Annotated in this window: 30 protein-coding genes and 2 riboswitches; of the genes, 16 read left to right on the top strand and 14 right to left on the bottom strand. The window is 67.0% G+C overall.

The genetic code is table 11. From position 1 onward, the window contains the following. The first annotated feature begins 17 nt into the window (after window positions 1-17). The 7 genes from ACP7BH_RS10455 (at window position 18) to ACP7BH_RS10485 (ending at window position 6,294) form a co-directional block, all read left to right on the top strand. On the top strand, window positions 18-461 hold the full coding sequence (locus ACP7BH_RS10455) for a PaaI family thioesterase (RefSeq protein ID WP_425984932.1): 444 nt from the start codon (window positions 18-20) through the stop codon (window positions 459-461). A 109-nt stretch (window positions 462-570) separates the two neighbouring features. Continuing rightward, window positions 571-1,251 carry a Tat pathway signal sequence domain protein gene (locus ACP7BH_RS10460; protein WP_425984934.1) on the top strand — a complete coding sequence of 227 codons (681 nt, stop codon included), beginning with the start codon at window positions 571-573 and terminating at the stop codon, window positions 1,249-1,251. Then, window positions 1,252-3,054 (top strand): arginine--tRNA ligase, encoded by a 1,803-nt coding sequence (gene argS / locus ACP7BH_RS10465; RefSeq protein ID WP_425984935.1) that lies wholly within the window; start codon window positions 1,252-1,254, stop codon window positions 3,052-3,054. A gap of 50 nt (window positions 3,055-3,104) precedes the next feature. After that, the gene (locus ACP7BH_RS10470) at window positions 3,105-3,341 is read left to right on the top strand and encodes a FitA-like ribbon-helix-helix domain-containing protein (protein ID WP_425984937.1); all 237 of its coding nucleotides are present in this window, start codon (window positions 3,105-3,107) and stop codon (window positions 3,339-3,341) included. Next, window positions 3,338-3,766 carry a type II toxin-antitoxin system VapC family toxin gene (locus ACP7BH_RS10475; RefSeq protein WP_425984939.1) on the top strand — a complete coding sequence of 143 codons (429 nt, stop codon included), beginning with the start codon at window positions 3,338-3,340 and terminating at the stop codon, window positions 3,764-3,766. The genes ACP7BH_RS10470 and ACP7BH_RS10475 overlap by 4 nt, the downstream gene beginning before the upstream one ends. Then, complete coding sequence (locus ACP7BH_RS10480) at window positions 3,756-4,769, top strand: adenosine deaminase (protein ID WP_425984941.1); 1,014 nt, start codon at window positions 3,756-3,758, stop codon at window positions 4,767-4,769. The genes ACP7BH_RS10475 and ACP7BH_RS10480 overlap by 11 nt, the downstream gene beginning before the upstream one ends. A 223-nt stretch (window positions 4,770-4,992) precedes the next feature. Further along, complete coding sequence (locus ACP7BH_RS10485; protein ID WP_425984943.1) at window positions 4,993-6,294, top strand: type VI secretion protein ImpB; 1,302 nt, start codon at window positions 4,993-4,995, stop codon at window positions 6,292-6,294. 6 nt (window positions 6,295-6,300) lie between these two features. Here the strand turns inward: ACP7BH_RS10485 and pncA are convergent, their stop codons facing one another. Together pncA and ACP7BH_RS10495 are read right to left on the bottom strand one after the other, a co-directional pair. Next, on the bottom strand, window positions 6,301-6,933 hold the full coding sequence (pncA, locus tag ACP7BH_RS10490) for a bifunctional nicotinamidase/pyrazinamidase (RefSeq protein WP_425984945.1): 633 nt from the start codon (window positions 6,931-6,933) through the stop codon (window positions 6,301-6,303). Continuing rightward, window positions 6,933-7,904 carry a class 1 fructose-bisphosphatase gene (locus ACP7BH_RS10495; protein WP_425984947.1) on the bottom strand — a complete coding sequence of 324 codons (972 nt, stop codon included), beginning with the start codon at window positions 7,902-7,904 and terminating at the stop codon, window positions 6,933-6,935. Before ACP7BH_RS10495 ends, pncA begins: the two co-directional genes overlap by 1 nt. A 170-nt stretch (window positions 7,905-8,074) precedes the next feature. Continuing rightward, window positions 8,075-8,172: riboswitch (glycine riboswitch) on the top strand. A gap of 4 nt (window positions 8,173-8,176) precedes the next feature. Beyond that, window positions 8,177-8,262: riboswitch (glycine riboswitch) on the top strand. Window positions 8,263-8,317: 55 nt separating this feature from the next. Here ACP7BH_RS10495 and gcvT point away from each other — a divergent pair. From gcvT to gcvPB, 4 genes are all read left to right on the top strand, one after another. Continuing rightward, entirely contained in the window at window positions 8,318-9,433 is a 1,116-nt protein-coding gene (gene gcvT / locus ACP7BH_RS10500; protein WP_425984950.1) for a glycine cleavage system aminomethyltransferase GcvT, read from the top strand. A gap of 10 nt (window positions 9,434-9,443) precedes the next feature. Continuing rightward, window positions 9,444-9,809: a glycine cleavage system protein GcvH gene (gcvH, locus tag ACP7BH_RS10505; RefSeq protein WP_425984952.1), complete on the top strand. Its 366-nt coding sequence runs from the start codon at window positions 9,444-9,446 to the stop codon at window positions 9,807-9,809. A 65-nt stretch (window positions 9,810-9,874) separates the two neighbouring features. Beyond that, complete coding sequence (gcvPA, locus tag ACP7BH_RS10510) at window positions 9,875-11,221, top strand: aminomethyl-transferring glycine dehydrogenase subunit GcvPA (RefSeq protein ID WP_425984955.1); 1,347 nt, start codon at window positions 9,875-9,877, stop codon at window positions 11,219-11,221. Between the two features lie 12 nt (window positions 11,222-11,233). Continuing rightward, window positions 11,234-12,802, top strand: a complete 1,569-nt coding sequence (gene gcvPB / locus ACP7BH_RS10515; RefSeq protein ID WP_425984957.1) for an aminomethyl-transferring glycine dehydrogenase subunit GcvPB — start codon at window positions 11,234-11,236, stop codon at window positions 12,800-12,802. A 91-nt stretch (window positions 12,803-12,893) separates the two neighbouring features. Here gcvPB and ACP7BH_RS10520 read toward each other — a convergent pair whose 3' ends face one another. Beyond that, window positions 12,894-13,499 carry a TetR family transcriptional regulator gene (locus ACP7BH_RS10520; RefSeq protein WP_425984959.1) on the bottom strand — a complete coding sequence of 202 codons (606 nt, stop codon included), beginning with the start codon at window positions 13,497-13,499 and terminating at the stop codon, window positions 12,894-12,896. Window positions 13,500-13,569: 70 nt separating this feature from the next. Between ACP7BH_RS10520 and ACP7BH_RS10525 the strand changes: the two genes are divergently transcribed. The 3 genes from ACP7BH_RS10525 (at window position 13,570) to ACP7BH_RS10535 (ending at window position 15,725) form a co-directional block, all read left to right on the top strand. Beyond that, on the top strand, window positions 13,570-14,514 hold the full coding sequence (locus ACP7BH_RS10525; RefSeq protein WP_425984961.1) for an oxidoreductase: 945 nt from the start codon (window positions 13,570-13,572) through the stop codon (window positions 14,512-14,514). Window positions 14,515-14,768: 254 nt separating this feature from the next. After that, entirely contained in the window at window positions 14,769-15,122 is a 354-nt protein-coding gene (locus ACP7BH_RS10530) for a hypothetical protein (RefSeq protein ID WP_425984962.1), read from the top strand. 132 nt (window positions 15,123-15,254) lie between these two features. Next, window positions 15,255-15,725: a DUF6789 family protein gene (locus ACP7BH_RS10535; RefSeq protein WP_425984964.1), complete on the top strand. Its 471-nt coding sequence runs from the start codon at window positions 15,255-15,257 to the stop codon at window positions 15,723-15,725. Window positions 15,726-15,800: 75 nt separating this feature from the next. Here the strand turns inward: ACP7BH_RS10535 and ACP7BH_RS10540 are convergent, their stop codons facing one another. The 5 genes from ACP7BH_RS10540 to ACP7BH_RS10560 all read right to left on the bottom strand — a co-directional run bounded on the left by ACP7BH_RS10540 (window position 15,801) and on the right by ACP7BH_RS10560 (window position 18,391). Then, window positions 15,801-16,316 (bottom strand): F0F1 ATP synthase subunit B, encoded by a 516-nt coding sequence (locus ACP7BH_RS10540; RefSeq protein WP_425984967.1) that lies wholly within the window; start codon window positions 16,314-16,316, stop codon window positions 15,801-15,803. After that, on the bottom strand, window positions 16,316-16,888 hold the full coding sequence (locus tag ACP7BH_RS10545) for a hypothetical protein (protein WP_425984969.1): 573 nt from the start codon (window positions 16,886-16,888) through the stop codon (window positions 16,316-16,318). Before ACP7BH_RS10545 ends, ACP7BH_RS10540 begins: the two co-directional genes overlap by 1 nt. Window positions 16,889-16,956: 68 nt before the next feature. Further along, the gene (locus ACP7BH_RS10550) at window positions 16,957-17,181 is read right to left on the bottom strand and encodes a F0F1 ATP synthase subunit C (RefSeq protein ID WP_008261286.1); all 225 of its coding nucleotides are present in this window, start codon (window positions 17,179-17,181) and stop codon (window positions 16,957-16,959) included. A gap of 58 nt (window positions 17,182-17,239) precedes the next feature. Then, window positions 17,240-18,025 carry a F0F1 ATP synthase subunit A gene (locus ACP7BH_RS10555; RefSeq protein ID WP_425984971.1) on the bottom strand — a complete coding sequence of 262 codons (786 nt, stop codon included), beginning with the start codon at window positions 18,023-18,025 and terminating at the stop codon, window positions 17,240-17,242. 6 nt (window positions 18,026-18,031) lie between these two features. Continuing rightward, window positions 18,032-18,391: an AtpZ/AtpI family protein gene (locus ACP7BH_RS10560; protein WP_425984973.1), complete on the bottom strand. Its 360-nt coding sequence runs from the start codon at window positions 18,389-18,391 to the stop codon at window positions 18,032-18,034. A 250-nt stretch (window positions 18,392-18,641) separates the two neighbouring features. Between ACP7BH_RS10560 and ispH the strand changes: the two genes are divergently transcribed. After that, window positions 18,642-19,613: a 4-hydroxy-3-methylbut-2-enyl diphosphate reductase gene (ispH, locus tag ACP7BH_RS10565; RefSeq protein WP_425984975.1), complete on the top strand. Its 972-nt coding sequence runs from the start codon at window positions 18,642-18,644 to the stop codon at window positions 19,611-19,613. Window positions 19,614-19,814: 201 nt separating this feature from the next. Here the strand turns inward: ispH and ACP7BH_RS10570 are convergent, their stop codons facing one another. From ACP7BH_RS10570 to ACP7BH_RS10595, 6 genes are all read right to left on the bottom strand, one after another. Further along, complete coding sequence (locus ACP7BH_RS10570) at window positions 19,815-21,353, bottom strand: ATP-binding protein (RefSeq protein WP_425984977.1); 1,539 nt, start codon at window positions 21,351-21,353, stop codon at window positions 19,815-19,817. 117 nt (window positions 21,354-21,470) lie between these two features. Next, a complete protein-coding gene (scpB, locus tag ACP7BH_RS10575) occupies window positions 21,471-22,142 on the bottom strand; it encodes an SMC-Scp complex subunit ScpB (protein WP_346496263.1) in 672 nt (223 codons plus the stop codon). After that, window positions 22,139-22,960 (bottom strand): segregation and condensation protein A, encoded by an 822-nt coding sequence (locus tag ACP7BH_RS10580; protein WP_425984979.1) that lies wholly within the window; start codon window positions 22,958-22,960, stop codon window positions 22,139-22,141. Before ACP7BH_RS10580 ends, scpB begins: the two co-directional genes overlap by 4 nt. Window positions 22,961-23,015: 55 nt before the next feature. Continuing rightward, complete coding sequence (gene nagZ, locus ACP7BH_RS10585; protein ID WP_425984981.1) at window positions 23,016-24,065, bottom strand: beta-N-acetylhexosaminidase; 1,050 nt, start codon at window positions 24,063-24,065, stop codon at window positions 23,016-23,018. Between the two features lie 160 nt (window positions 24,066-24,225). Continuing rightward, window positions 24,226-25,005 carry an SPOR domain-containing protein gene (locus tag ACP7BH_RS10590; protein WP_425984983.1) on the bottom strand — a complete coding sequence of 260 codons (780 nt, stop codon included), beginning with the start codon at window positions 25,003-25,005 and terminating at the stop codon, window positions 24,226-24,228. 77 nt (window positions 25,006-25,082) lie between these two features. Continuing rightward, complete coding sequence (locus ACP7BH_RS10595; protein WP_425984985.1) at window positions 25,083-26,288, bottom strand: deoxyguanosinetriphosphate triphosphohydrolase; 1,206 nt, start codon at window positions 26,286-26,288, stop codon at window positions 25,083-25,085. Between the two features lie 141 nt (window positions 26,289-26,429). Between ACP7BH_RS10595 and erpA the strand changes: the two genes are divergently transcribed. Beyond that, on the top strand, window positions 26,430-26,747 hold the full coding sequence (gene erpA, locus ACP7BH_RS10600) for an iron-sulfur cluster insertion protein ErpA (RefSeq protein ID WP_425987061.1): 318 nt from the start codon (window positions 26,430-26,432) through the stop codon (window positions 26,745-26,747). Window positions 26,748-26,752: the final 5 nt, after the last annotated feature.

Here is a 26,752-nt window from a genome sequence, read left to right on the forward strand (position 1 = left end):
TGACCGGAGCCGTTTGCATGACCGACACCCCAGATATCGCCGCCCTGTCCGGGGTGGAGCAGCTGCGCCTCGGCCTGACCGGCGGGATGATCGCCCCGATCGCGCGCACCGTCGGTTTCGAACTGACCGAGGTCGAGGAAGGCCGCGTCGTCTTCGAGGCCATCCCCACCACCGCGGTCTATAATCCGCTGGGCAGCGTCCATGGCGGCTGGATCGCGACCGTTCTGGATTCCGCCTGCGGCTGCGTCGTCCATTCGACGCTGCGGCCGGGCCAGACCTATACGACGCTGGAACTGAAGACCGTCTTTCACAAGGCGCTAAGCGCCGGCACGCCCGTCCGGGCCGAAGGGCGGATCGTTCAGACCGGCCGCCGCGCCGCCTTCTCCGAGGCCGATCTGCGCGGGCTGGACGGCAAGCTTTATGCGACAGCGACGTCCACATGCCTGATCATGGAGCGCTGAGAGGCAGCGAAGGTTTGCCGCGCCTCGCTTTAGCCGCTATCAGCGGCGAGCGTTGATGATCGGCCGCCGATCATCGTGCGCCCTCTCTCGCTGTCGGAAAAATAAGCTGATGCGTCGCGTGTTCACCGCCCTGGCCGCCCTCTCGATTGCGGCCTCCGTCCTGCCCGCCGCCGCACAGGCTCAAACCTCGCCCCGCGACCGTGGGGGACAGCAGCAGCCGGCCTCGGGCGAACAGGCCGCCCCCAGCCGCGCGCCGCGCATCGCGCCGCTGCGTCGTCGAGCCAACGCCGGCCCCTGCCCCTATGTGAAGATCCTCTACGACGCGGCCCGCTACGTCGAGCTGGAGGGCGGTCGCGCCGCAATTTCCAACGTCGGATATACCGGCGAGATCGAAGGCATCACCTCGGACTGCGAATATCGCGAGGCTGATCCGATTCGCGTCGATATCGGCATGCTGTTCCAGCTGGGCCGCGGGCCTCAGGCGGCCAGCGACCAACGCACCTATCGCTACTGGATCGCCGTGACCGAACGGAACAGCGCCATCCTGTCCAAGGAATATTTCGACGTGCCGGTGAACTTCGAAGGCCAGCGCACGGCCTCGGTCACCGAGGAACGCACCATCGTCATTCCGCGCGCCGGCGTGGACACCAGCGGCGGCAACTTCGAAATCCTGGTCGGTTTCGACGTCACGCCGGAAATGGCCGAGTTCAACCGCTCGGGCAGCCGCTTCCGCGTCAACGCCGGCGCGACGCCCGCCGCGCCCGCCCCTGCCTCCGCACCGAGCGAATAAATGGCCGATCTGAAGACCGTCCTCAGCGAAGCGGTCGCCGCCGCCTTCGCCGCCGAAGGCGTGGATGCGGCCCTGGCCCGCGTCACCCCGTCGGACCGCCCCGACCTGGCCGACTTCCAGTCGAACGGCGCCCTTGCCGCCGCCAAGGCGCTGAAGGCCAATCCGCGCGAACTGGCGACGAAGATCGCCGAACGCCTGACCGCCGATCCGCGCTTCGCCTCGGTCGAGGTGGCGGGACCAGGCTTCATCAATCTGAAGATCGCCGACGCGACCCTGGTCCAGCGGGCCACCGAAGTCGCCGCAGACGCCGATCATGCCGGCGCCGCCGTCGTGGCCGATCCGCGCAAGGTGGTGATCGACTACGGCGGTCCCAATGTCGCCAAGCCGATGCACGTCGGCCACCTGCGCAGCGCCATCATCGGCGAAAGCCTGAAGCGGTTGTTCCGCTTCCGCGGCGACCACGTCACCGGCGACGCCCATTTCGGCGACTGGGGCTTCCAGATGGGGCTGCTGATCACGGCCTGTAGCGACGAGGGCGTCGCGGACGCTTTCATGGCCGACGGCGAAGGCCCCTTCCCGGCCGAAAGCCCGGTGACCCTGGCCGACCTGGACCGGCTGTATCCGCTGGCCGCCGGCAAGGCCAAGGAAGACCCGGCCTTCCGCGACCGCGCCCGCAAGGCGACGGCGGAACTGCAGAACGGCCGGCCCGGCTATCGCGCCCTGTGGGCCCATTTCGTGGCCGTCAGCCGCGAGGCGCTGAAGCGCGAATACGGCGACCTGTCGGTCGATTTCGACCTGTGGAACGGCGAGAGCGACGCCGATCCGCAGATGCCCGAGATGCTGGCGTACCTGAAGGCGACCGGCCTGCTGGTCGAAGACGACGGCGCCCAGGTGGTGCATGTCGCCAAGCCGGGTGAGACCCGCAAGAAGAAGATGGCCGACGGATCGGTGATCGAGGCGCCCTCGCCCCCGCCCCTGCTGGTGATCAGCTCGGAAGGCTCGGCCATGTACGGCACGACCGATCTGGCGACGATCCTGGACCGCAAGAAGGCGCTGTCGCCCGACCTGGCGCTTTATGTCGTCGACGAACGCCAGGCCGAACATTTCGAACAGGTGTTCCGCGCCGCCTATTTAGCCGGCTACGCCGTCGAGGGGTCGCTGGAGCATCTCGGCTTCGGCACCATGAACGGTCAGGACGGCAAGCCCTTCAAGACCCGCGCGGGCGGGGTGCTGAAGCTGCGCGACCTGATCGATCAGGCGACCGAAAAGGCGCGCGAACGCCTGCACGAAGCCAAGCTGGGCGACGACCTGTCGCCGGAAGAATTCGAGGCCATCGCGCACAAGGTGGCCATCGCCGCCCTTAAGTTCGCCGACCTGTCGAACGCGCGCACCACCAGCTACGTCTTCGATCTTGACCGCTTCATGAGCTTCGAGGGCAAGACCGGGCCGTATCTGCTTTACCAGTCGGTCCGCATCAAATCCCTGCTGCGCAAGGGCGCCGAACAGGGGCTAACGCCCGGCGCCATCGTGATCGCCGAACCGGCCGAACGCGACCTGGCCCTGACGCTGGACGCGTTCTCTACCGCCGTGTCCGACGCCTACGACAAGCGGATGCCGCACCTGGTGGCCGAACACGCCTATCGGGTGGCGCAGTCCTTCTCGAAATTCTACGCCGCCTGCCCAGTCCTGATCGCGCCGGACGAGGCGACCAAACGGTCTCGCCTGGCTCTTTCGGCCGCCGCATTGAGACAACTGGAAATCGCCCTGAACCTGCTGGGGATCGACACGCCGGAGCGGATGTAGCGACGACGCCTGCGGTATGATAGCATTGCTATCGTCTGTTGGAGACCGTCATGAACATCCATGTCCGTCATCTGGACGAAGCCACGGTCCAGGCGCTGAAACAGCGGGCGGCCCGTAACGGCCGGTCGGCCGAGGCCGAGTATCGCGCCATCCTGACCGCTGCGGCGGCCGAGGAAGCCGACGGCTTCGACTGGATTCGGGTTTCCGACGACCTTCGCGCCCGCTCGGCCGGTCGGCATCATACGCCCTCCGAAGTTCTGGTTCGGGAAGGGCGAGACGAGCGGTGAAGGCCGTCATCGACTCCAGCGTCGTCGTCAAATGGTTCGTAAAGGAGGAGGACGCCGAGGCGTCGCTCGACCTGCGTTTCCTTCCTCTGGCCGCGCCGGACCTGCTTCTCGTGGAATGCGCCAATGTGTTCTGGGAGAAGGTGCGCAAGGATGAATACGCCGCCGACGACGCAGCCATGGCCATTCGCGCCATCGACCGCGCCCGCATCAGTCTCTCGCCCGCTCATGGTCTGACTAGCCGCGCGTTCGAGATCGGGCGTGCGCTGGACCATGCGGTCTATGACTGCTTCTATCTGGCCCTGGCGGAACGCCTCGGCCTGCCGCTCATCACCGCCGACACCAAGCTGAAGACAAAGGCGACCGATTTTGCTCCGGTCCAAATACTCAGCCTGTCGAACTGGAAGACTGCCCTCAATGCCGACTGACCTCGACACCTATATCGCCGGCCTGCCCAAGGCTGAACTGCACCTGCACATCGAGGGCAGCCTTGAGCCCGAACTGATGTTCGAACTGGCGCAGCGAAATGGGGTAGCCATTCCCTACGACAGCGTCGAGGCGGTGCGGGCGGCCTATGATTTCTCGAACCTGCAGGATTTCCTGGACATCTACTACGCCGGCGCGGCCGTGCTGCTGACCCGCAAGGATTTCGAGGATCTGGCCTTCGCTTATTTCCAGCGGGCAGCCGCCGACAATGTGCGCCACGCCGAGATCTTCTTCGATCCCCAGACACATACCGACCGGGGCGTGGCCTTCCGCGTGGTGGTCGAGGGGCTGATTGCGGGGATGGACCGGGCCAAGGCGGAACTGGGCGTCAGCAGCGGCCTGATCCTCAGCTTCCTGCGCCATCTGACCGAAGAAGAGGCGTTCGCGACCCTGGAGGCGGCCAAACCCTATCTGCATCATTTCATCGGCGTGGGGCTGGATTCGTCGGAGGTCGGCCATCCGCCGTCCAAGTTCCAGCGCGTCTTCGCCGCCGCGCGTGAGCTGGGCCTGAAACTGTGCGCCCACGCCGGTGAGGAAGGCCCGCCCGCCTATGTGCACGAGGCGCTGGACCTGCTGCACATCGACCGAATGGACCACGGCAATCGCTCGATGGAAGACGAGGCCCTGGTCGAGCGTCTGGCGCGCGAGCAGATGACCCTGACCGTCTGCCCGCTGTCGAACTTGAAACTGTGCGTGGTCGACGACCTGAAGAACCACCCCGTGCCCGAGATGCTGCGCCGGGGCCTGCACGTCACCCTGAACTCGGACGATCCGTCCTATTTCGGGGGGTATGTGAATGACAACTACAGCCGGCTGGCGGCGGCGGTCGGGCTGACGAAGGATCAGGTGACGCTGCTGGCGCGCAACAGTTTCGAAGGGTCGTTCCTGGACGAGGCTGAGAAGGCGGCGTTCCTGGCGGAGGTGGAGGCCTACGCGGCGGTCTGACGCCATCCCCTCCCCACCCGTCATCCTCGGCCTTGTGCCGAGGATCCACCCGTCCGCCGCACCGTCATGGGTTCGAGCGCGCGAGCGGCTGTACCTCCCCCCTGGATGCTCGCATGCGCCTAACCGTGGGTCCTCGGCACAAGGCCGAGGATGACGGGTTAGTAGAGTGCGGCGCACGTAACCTTGCCTTTCGCCGCCAGAATGTTCCTGTTATGTTCCGACAATGGAACAGGACGGCGAAGATGATGCAAACCTACGCTGGCTGTTCGTCGATCTGAACGCCTTCTTCGCCAGCGTTGAGCAGCAGATGAACCCGGCCTGGCGGGGCAAACCCGTCATCGTCCGGCCGGCGATGAGCGAATACACCGGCGCCATCGCCGCCAGCTATGAAAGCAAGGCCTGGGGCGTCCACACCGGGATGCGGGTGTCGGAGGCGCGCAAACTGTGCCCCGGCCTGATCGTCGCCGAGGCTCGGCCGGACCTCTATGTCGCGGTCCACAAGAAGATCATGGCGGAGATCGACCGCCATGTGCCGGTGTGGAAGGTCGGCTCCATCGACGAATGTTCGTGCGAACTGCTCGGCCCGGAGCGTCTGGAAGCGAACGCCGTGGCCCTGGCCCGGCGGATTCAGGCGGGCATTCTGGAGAATGTCGGCGATTGTCTGCGTTCGTCCGTCGGGCTGGCGCCGTCCCGGTTCCTGGCCAAGACCGCTTGCGGCATGAAGAAGCCGGCCGGGCTGACGATCCTGAGGGCGAACGAACTACCCGGCCCGCTGCTGGACCTGCCGCTGTCGAAATATCCGGGCATAGGGTCGCGGATGCGACTGCGGCTGGAGGCGGCGGGCGTCACGGACACCGCCGGCCTGTGGGCCATGAGCGGCAAACAGGCGCGGGCGGTCTGGAACAGTATCGAGGGCGAACGGATCTGGCGCGGCCTGCACGGACTGGACAGCGAGCCGACGCCGGAAAAACCGCCCGCCTCCATCAGCCACAGCCACGTCCTGGCCCAGGCCATGCGGACCCCGGACAAGGCGCGCGCCGTGGCGAGGCGGCTGGTGGTCAAATGCGGAGCGCGGCTGCGGCGGATGGGTCTGACCGGGGCCAGCCTGACCCTGCATCTGGACATGGGGCCGAAGACGGCGCCAAGAAGCGCCCGGCGGGGCTGGGAGACGGCGGCCATGAGTTGCGCCGTCGCGCCGACGCAGGACACCTTCGCCCTTCTGACCGCGCTGGACAGCCTGTGGCGCAAGGTGGAGCCTGAGCTGGAGGCTGGACGGCTGAGCTATGTCGGGGTCGGGGTTCACGGGCTGAAACCCCGCGACGCCTTCGAGACGGATCTGTTCGATTCCGGCCCGGATCAGGGCGGCGAGGCCCCGTCCCTGCGCCTGTCCCAGGCGCTGGATGCGCTGAACCGTCGCTATGGCAAGGACACCGTCAGCATCGGCCCCAAGGCGGGCCTGCCCGAATTCATCGGCGCCAAGATCGCCTTCACCCGCATCCCGGAGGCGGAGGATTTCTGGGAGTGAGCCGCTCTATCCCAGCAGGGTTTCGGCCTCGATCTCCGTCACCCCCAGCGTCCAGAAACTGTCCCGCGCCGCCGCCGCAGTTTCGGGCGCGATCGCGCGGCTGGCGTCAGTGATGACCACGGCCTCGAACCCTTGCCGCACCGCGTCCTCGGCGGTGAAGCGCACACAGTAGTCAAAGGCCAAGCCCGCCAGGAAGACGCGGGTCACGCCCAGGTCGCGCAGAAGGCCGGCCAGGCCCGTCGGGGTGCGATGGTCGTTCTCGAAGAAGCCGGAATAGGAATCGACTGCGGGATTATAGCCCTTGCGGATCACGGCCAGGGCCTTTTCCACCGTTGACGCGACGTCGGGATGGAAGTCGGCGCCCGGCGAACCCTGGAGGCAGTGGTCCGGCCACAGCATCTGGGGGCCGTAGGCGACCTTGATCTCGGTGAAGGGGGCTGCGCCGGGGTGGTTGGAGGCGAACGAAATCTGGTCCGGCGTGTGCCAGTCCTGGGTCAGGATCACCTTGTCGAACCGATCCGCCAGCCGGTTGATCAGCGGCATGATCCCCGCCCCGCCTGCGACAGCCAGATTGCCGCCCTCGCAGAAGTCGTTCTGCGGGTCGATGACCAGAAGTGCGTCGGTCCCGGAAACCTTCATCAGACGCCCGCGTAGGCGTCGATCTCGTTCGCCGACCCCAGGGCGACGGGGATACGCTGGTGCAGATGCTCGGGCTGGATGTCCAGGATGGGCTGCACGCCGTCCGTCGTCGCCTTGCCCCCAGCCTGTTCGACCAGGAAGGCCATGGGATTGCCCTCGTACATCAGGCGCAGCTTGCCGGGCTTGGTCGGCTCGCGGCTGTCCCACGGGTACAGGAAGACGCCGCCGCGCATCAGGATGCGGTGGACGTCCGCCACCATGGCCGCGACCCAGCGCATGTTGAAGTTCTTGCCGCGCGGGCCTTCATCGCCCTTCAGCAGGTCGCCGATGTAGGTCTGCACCGGCTCGGACCAGTGGCGCAGGTTGGACATGTTGATCGCGAACTCCTTGGTGTCCGGCGATATGGCGATGGCGTCGTGGGTCAGGATCCAGTCGCCGTCGTTCGACAGGGTGAAGCCCTTCACCCCCGCGCCGGTGGTCAGGACCAGCATGGTCTGGGGACCGTAGAGGGCATAGAGGGCCGCGACCTGATTGCGGCCCGGCTGCATGAAGTCAGCCTCGGTCGGCGAAGGCGTCGCGGACTTCAGCACCGAAACGATGGTCCCGACCATGGCGTTGATGTCGATGTTGGACGAGCCGTCCAGCGGGTCGAACAGGACCAGATAATCGCCGGTGGAATGGGCCGCCGGCTGGACCTCGTCCATTTCCTCGGACGCGACCCCGGCGACGACGGGGCTGGCCAGAAGCGCATCGGTCAGCATGTCGTTGGTCATGACGTCGAGCTTCTTCTGCTCCTCGTCCTGAACATTGATCTGACCCGATGCGCCGAGGGCGCCGGCCAGGGCGCCGCCGGCGACGAGCTTGCTGATTTCAGCGCAGGTGGCGGCGACGACGGTCAGGACCGTTTTCAGCCCCTCGGGCGCGTCCAAAGCGGCGATATGGGCGTCGAGGCGGGTGCGGTCGGCGGTCATGCGGTCGGTCCGGGTGCGGCTGGGAGCGTCGCACCGTTCTTGGCGGGCCGACGGCTTGAGAGCAAGAGCGACGCGTCAACCGGCGAGGCCACCGCTGATAATGAAGACGCCAAACCGCCTCCAAAAGCCGACGGCGCTTGACTTGGAGCCGGAGTCGGTGGCTTAGGTCGAGTGCTCTCGCGGGAGAGTTCTTGACTGGGAAACCAGGCTCGACGCCGAAGGCGCAACCGCCCCGGAAACGCTCAGGCAAACGGACCGCGATAGCATACGGACGCTGGAAAGTCGCTCTTGATGGGCGCGCCGACGGAGCAAGGCGACATGATTTGGTCGCCGGAATCTCTCAGGCTTCAGGACAGCGGGGGCGCGAAGACGGCGGAGCTCCGCCACCAAACGCGACCGTGAAAGCCTGAACCATGACCGATCAAGCCCTGAAGACCACGCCCCTGAACGCCGCGCACCGCGCCCTCGGGGCCCGGATGGTGGGCTTCGGCGGCTATGACATGCCGGTCCAGTATGAGGGCGTCCTGGCCGAGCACCGCTGGACACGCGAACACGCCGGCCTGTTCGACGTGTCGCACATGGGCCAGTGCAAGATCACCGGCGAGAACGCCACCGCCCAGTTCGAGCGTTTCGTGCCCGGCGACTATGAAATCCTGAAGGCCGGCAAACAGAAGTATTCGCTGCTGCTGAACAAGGACGGCGGGATCATCGACGACCTGATGGCCGGCCGCCCCGACCATGACGGCCTGTTCGTCGTCGTCAACGCCGGCAACAAGGACGAGGACTTCGCCTTCTGGGACGCGAACCTGGAAGGCGACGCCAAGCTGACCGTGCTGGACCGCGCCCTGATCGCCATCCAGGGACCGGAAGCCGCCGAAGTCATGGCCGCGCATGAGCCGATCCTGGCCGAGATGGGCTTCATGGAATGCGCCCGGCTGATGCTGTTCGGCTGCGACTGCTATGTCTCGCGTTCGGGCTATACCGGCGAGGATGGCTATGAGATTTCGGTGCCTGCGGATCAGGCCGAGCGGGTGTGGAACACCATCCTGGAGGACGCCCGCGTCAAACCGATCGGCCTGGGCGCCCGCGACAGCCTGCGCCTGGAAGCCGGCCTGCCGCTGCACGGCCACGACATCGACCCGACGACCAGCCCGGTCGAAGGGGCGCTGATCTTCGCCCTGTCCAAGTCCCGCAAGGAGCGCGCGGACTTCAACGGCGCCGACCGCATCCTGAAGGAACTGGCCGACGGTCCGTCGCGCGTCCGCGTGGGCCTGATCGTCAAGGAAGGCGCCCCGGCCCGCGAAGGCGCCGAGATCGCCGACATGGACGGTAGCGTCATCGGCAAGGTCACCTCGGGCGGCCCCTCCCCCACCCTGGGCAAGAACATCGCCATGGGCTTCGTGCCGCCGGCCTATGCCGCGCTGGGCACGGACCTGAAGGTCATCGTGCGCGGCAAGACCGCCGCCGCCGAAGTCGTCGCCATGCCCTTCGTGGCGCAACGCTATTACCGCAAACCGAAGACCGTCTGAGGATCAGATCATGAAGTTCACCAAGGATCACGAGTGGGTCAGCCTGGACGGCGACATCGCCACTGCGGGCATTTCCAAACACGCCGCCGACGCCCTGGGCGACGTGGTGTTCGTGGAAGTGCCTGAGGTCGGCAAGACTGTCTCCAAGGGAAGCAGCTTCGCCGTGGTCGAGAGCGTCAAGGCCGCCTCGGACGTCTACGCCCCCGTTTCGGGCGAAGTGGTCGAAGCCAACGACGCCCTGTCGACCGCGCCGGAAACGGTCAACGCCGCCCCGGAAGGCGACGGCTGGTTCGCCAAGATCAAGGTGTCGGACGCTGCTGAACTGGACGCCCTGATGGACCAGGCCGCCTACGACGCCTTCCTCGCCACCCTCTAAGCCCCATCGGACCCGCTGATTAAGAGTCGGCGGGTCTTCGGCCTTTCACGACCCAGGACAAGACCATGCGTTATCTCCCCCTGACGCCCGACGACCGCACGGCGATGCTCGCCGCCATCGGCGCGAAATCGATCGACGACCTGTTCGTGGACGTGCCCGACGCGGCGCGGCTGGACGGGCCGGTGGACCTGCCGCGCGTGGCGGGCGAGATGGAGGTCGAACGCGCCCTGTCCGCCATGGCCGCCAAGAACGCCACGGCCGGCGCCGTGCCCTTCTTCTGCGGCGCGGGGGCTTACAAGCACCACGTCCCGGCGACTGTGGATCACGTGATCCAGCGGTCCGAGTTCCTGACCAGCTACACTCCCTACCAGCCGGAAATCGCCCAGGGCACGCTACAGTACCTGTACGAGTTCCAGACCCAGGTCGCGAACCTGACCGGCATGCCGGTGGCCAACGCCTCGCTCTATGACGGGTCCACCGCCATGGCCGAGGGCGTGCTGATGGCGACCCGCGTGACCCGCCGCAACAAGGCGGTGATCAGCGGCGGCGTCCACCCCCACTACGTCAAGGCGACCGAGACCGTGGTCCACGCCGTCGGCGTCGAGACCCAGGTCCTGGCCCCGGCCTTCGACGCCGAGGCCGCCGTGATCGACCAGATCGGTCCGGACACCGCCTGCGTCGTCGTCCAGACCCCGAACGTCTTCGGCACGGCGACGGATGTGACCAAGATCGCCGAGGCCGCCCGTGCCGCCGGCGCCCTGCTGATCGTCGTGGTCACCGAGGCCGTGTCCATGGGCCTGCTGAAGTCGCCCGGCGAAATGGGCGCCGACATCGTCGCGGCCGAGGGCCAGTCGATCGGCAACGCCCTGAACTTCGGCGGTCCCTATGTCGGCCTGTTCGCCACGCGCGAGAAGCTGATCCGCCAGATGCCCGGCCGCCTGACCGGCGAGACGGTGGACGCCGACGGCGAGCGCGGGTTCGTCCTGACCCTCTCCACGCGCGAGCAGCACATCCGCCGCGACAAGGCGACGTCGAACATCTGCACCAACTCGGGCCTCTGCACCCTGGCCTTCACCATCCACATGAGCCTGTTGGGCGAGACGGGCCTGCGCAAACTGGCCCTGCTGAACCACGAAAAGGCCGTCGCCACGCGCGACGCCCTGGCCGCCATCCCCGGCGTCGAAATCCTGACCTCGCGCTTCTTCAACGAGTTCGCGGTGCGCCTGCCCAAAAACGCGGCCGAGGTCGTCTCGACCCTGGCCGACCACCATGTGCTGGCCGGCGTGCCCTACAGCCGCCTGGCCCCCGACGCCGGCATGGACGACGTCCTGCTGGTCGCCGCGACGGAGACCACCCTGGATGCGGACATCCAGATCCTCGCCAAGTCGCTCTCCAAAGTCCTCGGCGCGTAAGGGATACTGACCATGAGCACCATGAACACCGTCGGCCGCCCGACAGCTCCGAACCAAGTCCAGTCCAAGCCCGCCACCCTGACCGGCGGCCGGGGCCTGTTTCAGAACGAAGCCCTGATCTTCGAGGGCGACGGCTGGGGCAAGACCGGCGTCGATCTGGCTGAGCCCAAGACCGATGGCTCGGACCTGGGCGACCTGGTTCGCAAGGACCCGATCGGCCTGCCCGGCCTGTCCGAGCCCGAGGCCATGCGCCACTATGTGCGCCTGTCGCAAAAGAACCACGCCATCGACCTGGCCATTTATCCGCTGGGCTCGTGCACGATGAAGCACAACCCGCGCCTGAACGAGAAGATGGCCCGCCTGGCCGGTTTCTCGGACATCCATCCGCTGCAGCCGATCTCGACGGTTCAGGGCGCGCTGGAACTGATGGATACGCTGGCCCACTGGCTGAAGACCCTGACCGGCATGCCCGCCGTCGCCCTGTCGCCCAAGGCGGGCGCGCACGGCGAACTGTGCGGTCTGATGGCCATCCGCGCCGCGCACGAGGCCTCGGGCCAGCATGAGAAGCGCCGCAAGGTCCTGGTGCCGACCAGCGCCCACGGCACCAACCCGGCCACGGCCGCCTTCGTCGGCTACACCGTCGTCGAGGTCGCCCAGACCGAAGACGGCCGCGTGGACGTGGCCGATCTGGCGTCCAAGCTGGGCGACGACGTGGCCGCCATCATGGTGACCAACCCCAACACCTGCGGCCTGTTTGAGCGCGACATCCTGGAGATCAGCCGCCTGACTCATGAGGCGGGCGCCTATTTCTACTGCGACGGCGCCAACTTCAACGCCATCGTCGGCCGGGTGCGGCCGGGCGACCTCGGCGTGGATGCGATGCACATCAACCTGCACAAGACCTTCTCGACGCCGCACGGCGGCGGCGGTCCGGGCGCGGGTCCGGTCGTGCTGTCCGAAGCCCTGGCGCCCTTCGCCCCGGCTCCCTGGGTCGTGCATGACAACAACGGCTATCGCCTGATCGAGCGTGAGGAAGACGAGGCCGTTCAGGCCTTTGGTCGTCTGTGCGCCTTCCAGGGCCAGATGGGCATGTATGTGCGCGCCCTGTCCTACATGATGAGCCACGGCACCGACGGCCTGCGTCAGGTCGCCGAAGACGCGGTGCTGAACGCCAACTACATCAAGGCCCGCCTGTCGGACCTGATGTCGGCCGCCTTCCCCGACGGACCCTGCATGCACGAGGCCCTGTTCGACGACGAATGGCTGAAGGGCACGGACATCACCACGCTCGACTTCGCCAAGGCGATGATCGACGAGGGCTTCCACCCGATGACCATGTATTTCCCGCTGGTCGTCCACGGGGCCATGCTGATCGAGCCGACGGAAACCGAATCCAAGGCCGAACTGGACCGCTTCATCCACGCCATGCGCCTGTTGGCCGAGGCGGCGAAGGCCGGCGACGTCGACCGCTTCAAGGGCGCGCCCTTCCACGCCCCGCTGAAACGACTGGACGAAACCCGCGCCGCCCGCTCGCCGGTCCTGCGCTGGTCGGCGCCCGCTGGGTCGAACCAGGCGGCGTAAAGCCGACACCCCTAAGTCCCGTCATTCTAGGGCTTGTCCCTAGGATGACGGCCATAGGAAGAATGATGGGGCTTTCGTAGCCCCGAAATCCCTAGCCCGCCGCCCGTCTCAGCGCCGCAAAGGCCGCGCGCCCGAACGTCTCCGGCGGCGCGTCGGGATGGGCCAGCCAGACGTCCAGCGACAGCTTCATGATGCTGACCGCCGTCCCGGCGACGACGCGGCAGGCGATGTCGTCGGACGCCAGGCCCTTGCGCGCCGCCAGGGCCTCGGCCAGCAGCCGCTCGACCTGTTCGTATTTCGCCTGGTCGCCTGCCCTCAGCGAGGGTGTGCTGTGGATCAGGACGGCCACCGCCTTCGTCTCTTCCGACTGAGGCTGCCGAGCCAGGTCGATCAGGGCGTTTTCCACCATGTCCAACAGGGGCTCGTCCGCCGGCCGCGCGGCGATGGCGTCCGCGACCATCTGCGGGAACCCAGCCTTGGCCGAAAAGACGATCTCCTCCTTGGAGCCGAAATAGTTCAGCAGGGTTCGTCGCGATACGTCCGCCGCCTGCGCCACATCGTCCAGGGTCGTCGCCTCGAACCCCCTGTCGAGGAACAGGCGCATGCCCTCGGCCTGGATACGCGCGTGCGTTTCCAGCCGTTTGCGCTCCCGCAGCCCTTGATCGGCGGTAAGAATCTTTTCTTGCACTTCTTGCATATTTGCACCGGATGCAGATATGCAAGCCGGAACCCTTCGAGACAACATGTTTCAGCGACAGGATAGCGAAATGAAGACCTGGACCACAGACGATATTCCCGACCAGAGCGGCAAGCTTGTCATGATTACAGGCGCGACCGGCGGTCTGGGCCTGGAGACCGCCCTCGTACTCGCCGCAAAAGGCGCCGAAGTGGTGCTGGCCGCCCGCAATCCAACCAAGGGGGCCGAGGCCGAGCGGCTGATCCGCGCACGACATCCCGGCGCCGACGTGAGGTTCGACCTGCTGGACCTGGGCGACCTGTCGTCCATCTCCGCCTTCGCAGACCGTCATCTGACGGCGGGACGGCCCATCGACATCCTGATCAACAACGCCGGCGTCATGGCCCTGCCGACGCGTCAGGTCACGACCGATGGCTTCGAGATGCAGTTCGGCACCAACTACCTGTCCCACTTCGCCCTGACGGGGCGGCTGCTGCCACTGCTCAGCGCAACCCATTCCAGGCATGAGGGGGCGCGCGTGGTGCAACTTTCCAGCATCGCCCACAGAGGCGGGCGCATCCGCCTCGACGACCTGAACTACGAAAAGACGGCCTACAAGCCATGGCCGGTTTATCAGCAGTCCAAGCTGGCCATGCTGATGTTCGCCATCGAGCTGGACCGGCGCAGCCAGGCGCAGGGCTGGAAGCTGACCAGCGCGGCGGCCCACCCCGGCTTCGCCCGGACCGACCTGATCGCCAATGGTCCGGCCCAGTCGGGCGCGGGTGGATTTATGATGGCGGCGGGGCGACTGCTTCAACCCTTCATCAGCCATTCCGCCGCAGACGGCGCCCTGCCGACGCTGCTGGCCGCCACAGGGCCCACCGTGAAGGGGGGCGACTACTATGGACCGCAACGCGTCATGGAGATGAAGGGACCGCCGGGCTCCGCCGAGATCAAGCCCCAGGCCCGCGACGCCGAGATCGCACAACGGCTCTGGGCGGAATCCGAGCGGTTGACCGGCGTCCGCTACGGCTGATCCGTGTCGCGTCGGCAACAGGCGGCGAACGACTGCGGTTCATGACCAAAGCGTCATTCGCCGGACACCGATCCGCCATCGACGCAGGGTCTTAAGAAGTTTGTGGCAAGGTCGTCACGGTCGTCGTTTCCTTTCCCGACGAGGGATCGCGCGGCCGTGGCGACCGTTGTCATAACGACCTCCCCTCCCCATCTGGCGTATTCGTGACCTCCCTCTCTGTTCTCCTCGCTCAGCCTTCGAAACCGCGCAGCCGCATGCTGCGCCTGGTGAAACGCTGGGCGCTGATGATCGGCGGCCTGTTCGTGGTGCTGCTGGGGATTCTGATCGCGCCCCTGCCGGGTCCTGGCGGGATTCCGGTCATCGCCGTGGGCCTGATGCTGATCCTGAAGAGCTCGTTCTGGGCCAAGCGCCAGTTCATCCGCGCCCAGTACGCCCGCCCCAAATGGGTCTATCCTTTCCGTCGCCTGATGCGGAAGAAGCCGGAGTTCGCGCCGGTCTTCTGGCAGCAGGCCCTGCGCGCCGAAAAGGTCGTGGTGAAGCGGTCTGGTCGTCGCCTGTCGCGCGGTCGCAAACAGGTGCGACGCTATTTCCGCAAGCTGTTCCGCTAGTTAGCGGATATTGTTGCGGTTGCGTTGCTGCAACCGCTAACCACGGCAACGTGAACGCAGTCCTCCCCAGTCAGGCGTATCCTGTCTGTGCGTTATCAGAGAACCACTCATGCGTTGGGAGGCGCTAAGGTCATGATGTCACGCGTACAAAAGGGTCTGATCGCCGGGTTTGCGGCGACCATGGCCGTATCCTTGCTCGAAATACCCAATCTGTTCCTCAACTGGTTCGATCCCTTCCAGGGGGTCATCGCCAGCATGATGGGCATGCCTGGAAATCTGGCCGCCGGGTGGGTGGTCCACGTCATCAGCGGCGTTTTCATCCTGGGGCCGCTGTTCGCCATCCTGTGTCCCCGACTGCCGACCGATACGCCCGAGACCAAGGGCATCGCCTTCGCCGTCGGCGCCTGGGTGCTGATGATGGCGGTGATCGTCATGTTCGGAAACTACCGGACCTTCACGGCCGGCTCCGGCTTCGGCACCTTCGCCTGGCTGCTGATCACCCACGCTGTGTTCGGCATTGTGCTGGGCAATGTCTATGCCCGGCTGGTGGCGCGCGACAAACGTCTGGGCGCCACGATCATCGGCGGCGCACACGCTCACTGATCGCGGCTCGACCGCCCAAGAAAAAGGCCCCCGACGGCGACGTCGGGGGCCTTGTTCATTCGGCGTGAGTGCCGATCAGTTCAGGCGATCGCCGATCTGGGCGATGGCGCTGTCCAGCAGCGGATCCTTGGCGCCGCTGGCGATGCGGGCGGTCAGGATCTGTTCGGCGGCCTTGGCTGCCAGGTCGGCGGCGGCGGCCTTGACCTCGGCGGAGGCCTGGGCTTCGGCCTGGGCGATGCGGGTCTCGGCCATCTTCTGACGACGGGCCAGGGTCTCTTCCAGCTTGGCCTTGGTCTCGACTTCCAGACGACGGGCGTCGGCTTCAGCCTGGGCCATCATCTCGGCGGCCTGGGCCTCGGCCTCGGCCTTTTCCTTGCGGATCTGGACCAGCAGGGCTTCGGCCTCGGCGCGCAGGCGGGCGGCCTCTTCCAGGTCCGCCTGGATCTTGGCGGCCTTGGCGTCCAGGGCCTTGGCGGCGATCTTGGGAACGCCGGCGGCGACCAGGATGCCGAAGAACAGGATCAGGCCGATCCCGACCCAGATCTCCGCATTGGCGAAGCTCCAGATGCCGTGTTCGAAGATCAGGTTCATCAGGCGGCTCCCTTGACGGCGGCCAGCTCGACTGCGGTCGCGGCCTTGCCGGTCAGACGCTCGACCATGGCGGCGGTCGTGTCGGAGGCGATGGTGGAGACATTGGCCATGGCGGCGTCGCGCGTCTTGCCTATGGAAGCTTCGGCCTCGGCGATGCGGGCGTTGACGATCGCTTCTTCCGCGGCCTGGCCGGCGTTGGCGTCCTCGGTCACGCGGGCCTTGGCGGCGGCGGCCATCGAACGGGCGTCGGCGCGGGCCTTGGCGACTTCGGCCTGAGCGAGAGCGGCCTGTTCGGCGGCCTCGGCCTGGACCTGACGCGCGGTGGCGACCGCGGTGGAAATGGTGTCGGCCCGTTCGTCCATCACCTTGCGAAGGCGCGGCGCGAAGACCTTGGAAACCAGCAGATACAGGACGACGAACAGGATCAGCAGATAGCCGATCTGGCCCGCCCAGTGCTCGAACTGGAATTGCGGCAGGCCGCCCGAGCCGTGCTCGGCGGCGGTCGCCGTCTCGGCGTGCAGGTCCGCTTCGACCGAAGCCGGGACTGCATGGTTGGATTGGGTGCTGGCCATGAACCGTCTACTGCAGGATCAGATGAAGCGGCGCGCGGGCGAACCCCGCGCGCCGTAATCGGCTGATATCAGCCGAAGATCATCAGGATGCCGAGCACGAAGGCCAGGATGCCCAGGGCTTCGGCCAGGGCGGCGCCCACGAACAGGTTGCCGACTTGGCCGGCGGCGGCCGACGGGTTGCGCAGGGCGCCGGCCAGGAACTGACCGAAGATGTTGCCCACGCCCAGGGCCGAACCGATCATGCCGAGGGTGGCGAGACCGGCGCCGATGTATTTCGCGGCTTCAGCGTCCATGATTGTATTCCTAGATTAAAGTCGTTGGTGGTTGGGGTGAAGAGACTGGTCCGGCCCTTTAGTGGGCGTGGTCCAGGTTGACCACATCATTCAGATAGATGCAGGCCAGAACGGCGAAGACGAAGGCCTGGAGGAAGGCCACGAGGAACTCCAGCGCGGTCAGGGCGACGACCATGCCCAGCGACAGGGCCGCGACCGGGAAGGCCAGCAGACCGATGCCGCCGCTCAGGCCCAGCATGCCCAAGGACACGACGAAGCCGGCGAAGATCTTCAGCGCCACGTGACCGCCCAGCATGTTGCCGAACAGACGAAGCGCCAGGGTGACCGGACGCAGCAGGAAGGAGACGAACTCGATCAGGCCGACGACCGGGCGCAGCGCCAGCGGCGCGCCCATCGGCCAGAACAGCTTGAAGAAGCCCAGGCCGTTCTTGGCGAAGCCGACCACCAGCACCAGACCGAAGGTGATCAGGGCGAAGGTGATCGTGATGGCCAGCTGCGAGGTCGCCGTGAAGGTCAGGAACAGACCCAGGATGTTCATGCCCAGGATCAGGGTGAACAGGGTGAAGACGAACGGGAAATATTTGCGGCCTTCGTGACCGATGATGGAATCGGCCAGGTTGTCGATCAGGCCGAACATGCCCTCGCCCGCCGACTGCAGGCGGCCCGGCACGATCTTGGCGTTCGACGTCACGGCGGCCAGGAAGCCGACGATCACCACGAAGGCGGCCGTCATGGCGATGTGCGAATTGGTGATCGCCAGATCGACCACGCCCAGAACAGGCAAGGCCACGTCAGGAAGGTCGATGACCTTCTGAATCTGAAACTGATGAATCGGATCGGCCATGAAGCCCTATCGTTCCCCGTCTTCGTCGGCCTCGACGTAGGGTTCGGCCGGAGCCGACGTTCCCAACGCCTTTGCCTGCGCCATCAGCCGGTTGGCTGTGCGACGCGCCATGTAAATCGACAAGGCGAAGCCCAGAAGGACCCCGCCGATCAAACCCCACGGACGGATCCCAAGGGCCCAATCCGCGATCGCCCCGAACGCCAGACCCACCAGGACCCCGCCGAGAAGCTCGGCGATGATCTTGTAGGCCTGACCCGACACCTGATGGCCGGTCAGCTCGGCGGATTTCTCCGCCGTCGTCCGCGCCTCCAATGCGGATGCGCTGTCTTGGAGGCGTTTGATCGCCTCTTCGCGCGATTCCGGCATGGGGGATAGGACCTGTGCGCTCAGCGTCCGGACAGTGCGTCCGAACGGGTCTGAATTCGGCGCGGAAACTAATCGTGAGCGGCCCATAGGTCAAGGCGTCGTGATCACGCTCTAAACCGTTGTAGAATTTCGACTTTCGCCGCCTGTGGACAAGCCGTGACGATGCGCCGCTGTTCACGGCGACAGAATCCCGCCCGTCGCGACGCGGGTCCGATGGCGATCAGCGCCGCAAACGACTAGGTTCACGGCCATGAATGCGCATGTTCCTCCCCCCGCCGCTCCGCTTCGCCCCATTTTGGTGCGCTTGGCCACGCCGCGCGGTTTCTGCGCGGGGGTTGATCGGGCGATCCAGATCGTCGAGCGGGCCATCGAGAAGTTCGGCGCACCCGTCTATGTGCGCCACGAGATCGTTCACAACCGCCACGTCGTAGAGCGGCTGAAGGCCATGGGCGCGGTCTTCGTCAAGGAACTGGACGAATGCCCGGACGACCGCCCGGTCGTCTTTTCGGCCCACGGGGTGCCCAAGTCTGTGCCCGCCACCGCCCGGGCGCGCGAGCTGGTGTTCCTGGACGCCACCTGCCCCCTGGTGTCCAAGGTCCATGTCGAGGCCGAGCGCCATCACGCCGCCGGCAAGCACATCATCCTGATCGGCCATGCGGGCCATCCCGAGGTGGTCGGCACCCTGGGCCAGTTGCCGCAGGGCGCGATCAGCCTGGTCGAGACCGAGGCCGACGCCGAATCGTTCGAACGCCCCGGCGACGCCCCCCTGGCCTATGCGACCCAGACCACCCTGTCGGTCGATGACACGGCGGGCATCCTGAAGGTGCTGAAGCGCCGCTTCCCCGAACTTCCCGACCCGCACAAGGAAGACATCTGCTACGCCACCACAAACCGTCAGGACGCGGTCAAGGCGCTGGGCGAGGGCTGCGAGCTGGTGCTGGTGGTGGGGTCCAAGAACTCGTCCAACTCGGTGCGGCTGGTCGAGGTGGCGATGCGCGCCGGCGCCGGCGCCGCCTATCTGGTGGACGATGCGTCCCAGGTGGACTGGACCTGGTTCGACGGGGTCCAGACCGTCGGCGTCACCGCCGGGGCTTCTGCACCCGAGCCGCTGATCGAGGGCCTTGTGGACGCCATCCGCGCCCGGTTCGACACCACGGTGACCGAGGACGACGGCGCCCGCGAGACCGTGACCTTCAAACTCCCACGTCTGCTGACGGCCTAAATCGCTAACCCAATGGGCGCGATGAAGTCCACATCTCGTTTCAAATCCCGTCACCCTCGGGCTTGTCCCGAGGGCCCACCGTTGGTCGCGCTCGACTGCAGACGTTGCAAGCCGTCGCCTGAACCCGTCCGCAAACTAGTTCGCATTCACCGTAGGCCCTCGGGACGAGCCCGAGGGTGACGGAAGTGGTTGGTGCAGGATCTACTCGACAGCCTTCAAGGGCAGGGCGACGCGGAAGGTGCTGCCCACGCCGGGCGCGGTCACGACCTCGATCTTGCCGCCCATCAGCGCGGCCAGGCCATGCGCCGCCGTCAATCCGAGCCCAAGGCCCTCTGCGGTGCGCGTGCTGCTCTCGTCGCCCTGGGTGAAGGCGTCGAACAGGCGCGTCGCCGCCTCCGGCTCCATGCCGGGGCCGGTGTCCTCGACCTCCAGCACCAGTTGATCGCCGGCGACGGCCCGCAGGGTGATCTGGCCCGTCCGGGTGAAGCGCACGGCGTTGTCGCTCAGCGCCGCCATCAGTTTCTCGACATGGACCGGATCGCCCAGCCATTCGCCCTCGGCGGCCTCCACCGTCATCTTCAGGCCCTTGGCCTCAGCCGCGCCACGAAGGTCGTTGGCGACACGGCCGAGCAAGTTGTTAGGGCGGAACGGTCGCGTCTCCAGCGTCACCGCCCCGTCACGCAACCGCACCACATCCAGCAACTCCTCGACCAGCCGCAGTTGCTGACGACCCGACGCCTTCAGGATTTCCAGCCTGTCTCGCTGCTGGGGCGTGACCAAATCCGCCCCGATCACCTCGGCCATGCCCAGCACCCCGTTTAGCGGCGTGCGCAGTTCGTGGCTGACGTTCGACAGGAACCGGGTCTTGGCCTGGTTCGCCGCCTCGGCCCGCTCCAGCGCCGCCGACAGTGCGACCTCGGACGCCCGCAGACGGCGCACATCGGCGGTCGTGTTCCAGAACAGGGACGCCGCGCCCACGATCAGAACCACGACCAACACCAGCAGCAGAGGCCCGGCCTTCGTCAGGATCTGATAGCCCGGCCGTTCCGGCGTCCAGACGACGCGGCCCAACAGGGCGCCGCCGGCGTCGCGCACATCGACGCCGATCATGCCCTGGGGCGGCGCGGCGTCACCGGGCTGGAAGTGAATGCGATCCAGCGCCAGTCGCGTCCTCAACAGATCCAACTCGGCCAGGAAGGGCTTGAACGAGGCGACGACCGGATCGGACGCCGGCGTCGCACCCAGGGCCGTATGTCGCACGACGGTCGAGGCGCCCAGCACATAGACGGCGTCGCCCACCCGCACGAAGGCGGCCTTCAGACGAACGCCTGCGTCCGCCGTCACCGAATGGTCGCGACCAGCGGCTTGTGCGCGCAATCGATCGACCAAGGGTCGGGCAGCGCGCGCGAATGGATCGCCGGCTTGGGCGCTGGCCGGTCGGGCCTCGGTGCTGATGCGGAACAGCCGACCCGTCGCGTCATAACCCAGGGTGAAATGGTGCTTATGCTGGACGGCGTAGAAGGCGCCCATGGTGCGATCGTACCAGGGCACGTCGCCCGTCGTCATGTGATCGACCGCCTCGTCCCAGACCGAAGCCGTGGTCAGGTTCTCGCCGATGATTTCCAGCGCCCGCGTCAGGCGCAGTTGCACCAGCGCCTCTTCCTTGCGGGCCTGGTGGGCATCGATGCCCTGGCTGACCGTGCCCAGAACGCCAGCCATGCCGATGATGGACGACAGCATCAGGATCACCGCGATCCTGAACGTGCTCCATGCCCGCCAACCCGATTTCGATGTCACGCCACTCATAAAGTTCAGCTTAGCCGGCGCTGACTAAAACTGCGTGAACGTGACTGAGCGTCAGCGTTCCTCGCCGACGAAATCCTGGGCGAACTCGGGCGCCTCGTCGTCGAGGGGCAGGCTGCCGTCCTCGTCGTCGGCCTCCGACGCGCGGCTGGGGTCCGGCACCTCGAACCCGACCGGCAGCGACAGGTCCAGCAGGCCCGCGGCCTTCATCTCCTGAACACCCGGCAGGTCGTACAGGGTCGCCAGGCCGAAATGCTCAAGGAACCGATCCGTGGTCGCATAGGTGACGGGCCGCCCGGGCGTGCGCCTGCGCCCCCGCAACCGCACGAACCCCATCTCCAGCAGCAGGTCCAGCGTCCCCTTGGAGATGCTGACGCCGCGCACGCTCTCGATTTCGGCGCGGGTGACGGGCTGGTGGTAGGCGATGATGGCCAGGGTCTCCAGCGCGGCCTTGGACAGGCGGCGCGGCTCCTCGCGCTCCTGCGTCATCATAAAGGCCAGGTCCGGCGCGGTGCGGAACCGCCAGCGGTCGGCGACACACTCCAGCTCCACCCCCCGCCCCTCATAACGCGCGCGCAGGCCGGCGATGGCGCGCGCCACATTGCAGTTCTCGGGCAGCCGCGCGGCGATCTCGGCGGCCGTCAGCGGCCCGGCGGCCGCGAACAGCAGGGCCTCGACCCGCCGCTCGATCTCGGCTTCGTCGGGTTGGAACGAGAGGTCGCTCACGGCGTCAGCTCCAGCGGCTGGCCCTGCCCGCGCCGTTTCAGGAACAGCTCGGCGAACGCCTGCGTCTGTCGAATGTCCATCGCCCCCTCCTTCACCAGCTCCAGACTGGCCGACAGGGTCGAAGCCGTAAAGCTGGCCTGACTGGGGCCTTCCTCGCCCTCCCGGTGCGGCGCCACCTGATCCAGCGGGGTCCAGTCCGCCAGTTTCGGCATGATCTCGCGCAGCCAGTCGCGCGCCGCCTCCAGCGGAAAGGCCTCGACCCGCTGGCCCGGCGAATACTGCCGCGCGCCCTCGCGCCGACGTTGGGTCACATAGGCGCTCATCAGCTCGTACAGGCTGGCGTCGATCCTGTCCGACGGCACGATCACCGTCGCCTCGGGGTCGCCGCGCGTGAAGACGTCGCGTTTCAGCTGGGGCCGCGCCATCAGCTGTTCGACCGAGCGCCGCATGGCCTCCAGCTTCTGCAGGCGGAAGGCCAGGGCGGCGGCCATCTGCTCGGCCGGCGGCTCCTCACCCTTGTCTTTCTCTGTGCGCGGCAGCAGCAGCCGCGACTTCAGATAGGCCAGCCACGAGGCCATCACGAGGTAGTCCGCCGCCAGGGCGAAGTTGCGCCGCCGCGCTTCGTGCACGAAGGCCAGATACTGTTCCGCCAACTGGGTGATCGACAGCTTCAGCAGATCGACCTTCTGGTTCCGCGCCAGGGCCAGCAGGACATGCAGCGGCCCTTCATAGCCGTCCAGATCGACCACGAAGGCCTCGCGATCCTCGACCTCCGCGACGGCGGTGAAGTCCAGATTGGGCTGAAACGCTTCGGACATTTTCCCTTGGCCTACCGCGCTTCGCGCTGCTTGAGGCCGGGAGGGTCCAGGCGGCTCATGCCTGCGCCTCGCCCACGTCTGGTCCCTTGGCCACGTCCATCCGACCGCCCATGGCCTTGAAGAAACGGTCATGCCCTGCGACAGGATCCAGCGGCTCCGGCGTCCGCACGATCCGCGCCATCGCCGCCTCGGCCCGTCGGCGCGCCCCGCCCTTCAGCGACCCGACGCCTTCGGCGACCTGACGCATTTCGTCCATGTCGCCGTTCCAATGCACGACGATGTCGCATCCGGCCTTCAGGGCCTTGTGCGCGCGCTGGGTCAGCGAGCCCGACAGTGCGTTCATCACCAGATCGTCGGACAGCAGCAGACCGCCGAACCCCAACCGCTCGCGGATCATGCGAATGGCCTTTTTCGACTGCGTCGCCGGATGCTTGCGGTCGATCGCGGTGAAAACGATGTGCGCCGTCATACCGATCGGCATGTCCGACAGGGCCTTGAACGGCGCGAAATCCCAAGCGTCCAGCGTGTCCAGATCGGCGTGAACGGTCGGCAGGTCCTTATGCGTGTCCGCAAAGGCGCGGCCATGGCCAGGCATATGTTTGATGCAGGGCAGAACCCCGCCTGCCAGCAGCCCTTCCGCCGCCGCCCGCCCGAGCACGGCCACCGTCTCGGGATCGACGCCATAGGCCCGGTCGCCGATGATGTCGTGGGCGCCGGGCACCGGCACGTCCAGCACCGGCAGCAGATCGACGGTCACGCCAACCTCGCGCAGATCGTGCGCCATCAGACGTGCGCCCAGCCGCGTCAGCTCGCGCGCCTGGGGCAGATCGTTCGTCGCCTTCAGATAGGCGTTCCCTGGCGGATATTTGGGCCAGTGAGGCGGTCCCATCCGCTGGACCCGGCCGCCCTCCTGATCGATCAGGATTGGCGCGTCGGGGTCGCCGATGCAGGCGCGAAGTTCGTCGGTCAGCGCCCGCACCTGTTCCGGCGTGTCGATATTGCGCCGGAACAGGATGAAGCCCCACGGACGCGTCTGCGCGAAGAAGGCCCGTTCGTCCTCCGTCAGCCGATGACCGGCGCAGCCGTAGATGGCGGCAGAGGTCATATCTCCCCCCCCGTCACCCTCGGGCTTGTCCCGAGGGCCCACGATTCACATCGCAGAGCGGTTGACTGAAATGCACATACCTGGACCCCGCCCCGCCGACCGAAATGCGGACGGGTGGGCCCTCGGGACAAGCCCGAGGGTGACGGAAGGTGAAATGGCGTCACCGAACGATGCAGTCTCGGCCCGCCGCCTTCAGCGCGTTGCAGAAGGCGACCGCCCGTTCGCGCGACAGGCCCGAGAAGGTGGTGCGGTACAGGGTCGAACCGCTGGACGAGGTCACTTCGGTCACTCGCTTCTGGGCGCCCGATGCATATTGACCGAACCGGCCGGCGACGGCGGCGTATTCGCGATCCGCGATCTCGGTCGAGGAGAAGGCGCCGATCTGCACCGCGGCCGAGCCCGTCGCAGCGGCCGGTGCCGTCGGCGCCGGCGCCGGCGCCGGCGCGGCCGGAGCAGGCGTCGTCGGACGCGGCGCGGGGGCTGCTGGTCTCGTGGCGGCGGGCGGCAGGCCCTGACCGGTCGGGGCGGCGGTCGGCGGCGCGGCGGGTCGCGGCTGGGGCGCTTCCGGCGGCGGGGTGAAGGTCACGGGGGCGTCGGTCGTCTCGCCTTCGTCGCGATAAACGCGCACGCCCTCGGCCGGATCGATCGGCTGGGCGTCGACGGGCGGCGCCGTCTTCATCTCGCCGACGGGCTGGCCCACCGCAGGCGGCGCGTCGGTCGAGGCGCGCATGCCCGAGCGATAGAAGAAGATCACGGCCACGATCAACAGCAGCAGGACCACCGCGCTGATGATCAGGGTGACCGGCGGCGCCTTGCCCCCGCCCGACCCGACATTGCGGCCGCTGCGCGGGTCATAGCTGTTGCGACGGAACGGCAGGTCATCATCGGTCGGGGGCGTATACGCGCCCCGGCCCGGCTTGTTGTCGTCATCAAAGGACATGGTCGCGCTCCGCCGTCTGTCAGGCGCGAATCGGCGCGCCGAACGATCACTCTACGCCCCCGCGCAAATCTTTCGAATCACAGATCGAGGGCGAGGTCGAGGCTGAACAGTTTCTGGTGCACTTCTATGGCGTAGCGGTCGGTCATGCCGGCGATATAGTCGCAGACGGCCCGCGCCCGCTGCGTCCCGTCGCTGGTCAGGGCGGGCGTGCTCCATTCCGGCGGCATCACCTCCGGCTCGGCCATGAACAACTCAAACAGTTGCGACAGCACCCGCCGCGCCTGGCTGCGCGTGCGGTTGACGCGGTAATGGCGATACATCCTCTCGAACAGGAACTTGCGCAGCACCGCCAGATCCCCGTGCATGGCGTGCGAGAAATCGACCATGGTCCGCCTGGCCAGACGCACGTCCTCGGTCGTGACGATCCGGTCGTCTTCCAGCCGACGCGCCGTCTCGGCCAACACGTCCTCGACCATGACGCCGATCATCCGCCGCACGGCCTCGATCCTCAACATCCGGTCGTCGATGGCGGGATAGTCGCGACGCACCTGGGCCAGCATCGGCCCGATCAGCGGCACCTGATCCAGGTCCTGCAGGGTGATCAGCCCCGCCTGAACCCCGTCGTCCACGTCATGGTTGTTGTAGGCGATGTCGTCGGCGACGGCCGCGCACTGGGCCTCCAGCGACGCGAACGTCCCGAGACGCAGGTCCCACCCCGCCTCACCGCCCGTCCGGTAGGGCCGCACCACCGACCAGGCCGGTTCGTCCAGCCGATGCGACACCGGGCCGTTGTGCTTGATGACCCCCTCGACCGTCTCCCAGCTCAGGTTCAGCCCGTCGAACTGCGGATAGCGGTTCTCCAGCTCGGTCACGACACGGAAGCTCTGGACGTTGTGGTCGAAGCCGCCGTGCCCGGCCATCTGCACCACCAGTTCGTCCTCGCCGGCATGGGCGAAGGGCGGGTGGCCCAGGTCGTGCGCCAGGGCGATGGTCTCGGCCAAGTCGTCATCCAGCCTCAGCGCATGGGCCAGGGACCGCGCGATCTGGGCCACCTCCAGCGAATGGGTCAGGCGGGTGCGATAATGATCGCCCTCGTGCGCCACGAAGACCTGGGTCTTCTCCTTCAGTCGCCGAAACGCCGTCGCATGGATGATCCGGTCGCGGTCGCGCGCAAAGGCCGTGCGGGTCCGGCTACCCGGCTCGGGAACGCGGCGCCCCAGGGTCAGGTCGGCCCGTTCGGCGTAGGTCGCGAGGCCCATCTGGCTGAAGTCTGTCTGGCTCAAGTCATCAACTTTGAAGCTGCTTTGATGCGGGGGCCCTTTGCGAACGCCCTTGCGCGCCTCATATAGACAGCCGTGAGCACCGTCCAATCCACAGAACCGTCCACACCCGCCTTCAGCGTCGCCACGCGCGCGCCGGAAGGCATCGTCCTGGCCGCCAGCGCCGCAAAGCGCCTGGCCAAGCTGGGCGCGGCCGAGGGCAAAACCCTAATGCTGCGGGTCGCGGTGGACGGCGGCGGCTGTTCGGGCTTCCAATACCGGTTCGAACTGATCGAGACGGCCGAGGACGACGACCTGCGCATCCAGGCCGACGGCCAGGCGGCGGTGATCGACCCCGTCTCGGTCCCCTTCCTGAAGAATTCCGAGATCGCCTATGTCGACGAACTGGCCGGCGCCCAGTTCGTGGTCCGCAACCCCAACGCCGCCTCCAGCTGCGGCTGCGGCGTCAGCTTCTCGATCTGACGCCG

The sequence above is a fragment of the Brevundimonas sp. TWP2-1 genome, from assembly GCF_049897645.1.
Lineage (GTDB): Bacteria > Pseudomonadota > Alphaproteobacteria > Caulobacterales > Caulobacteraceae > Brevundimonas.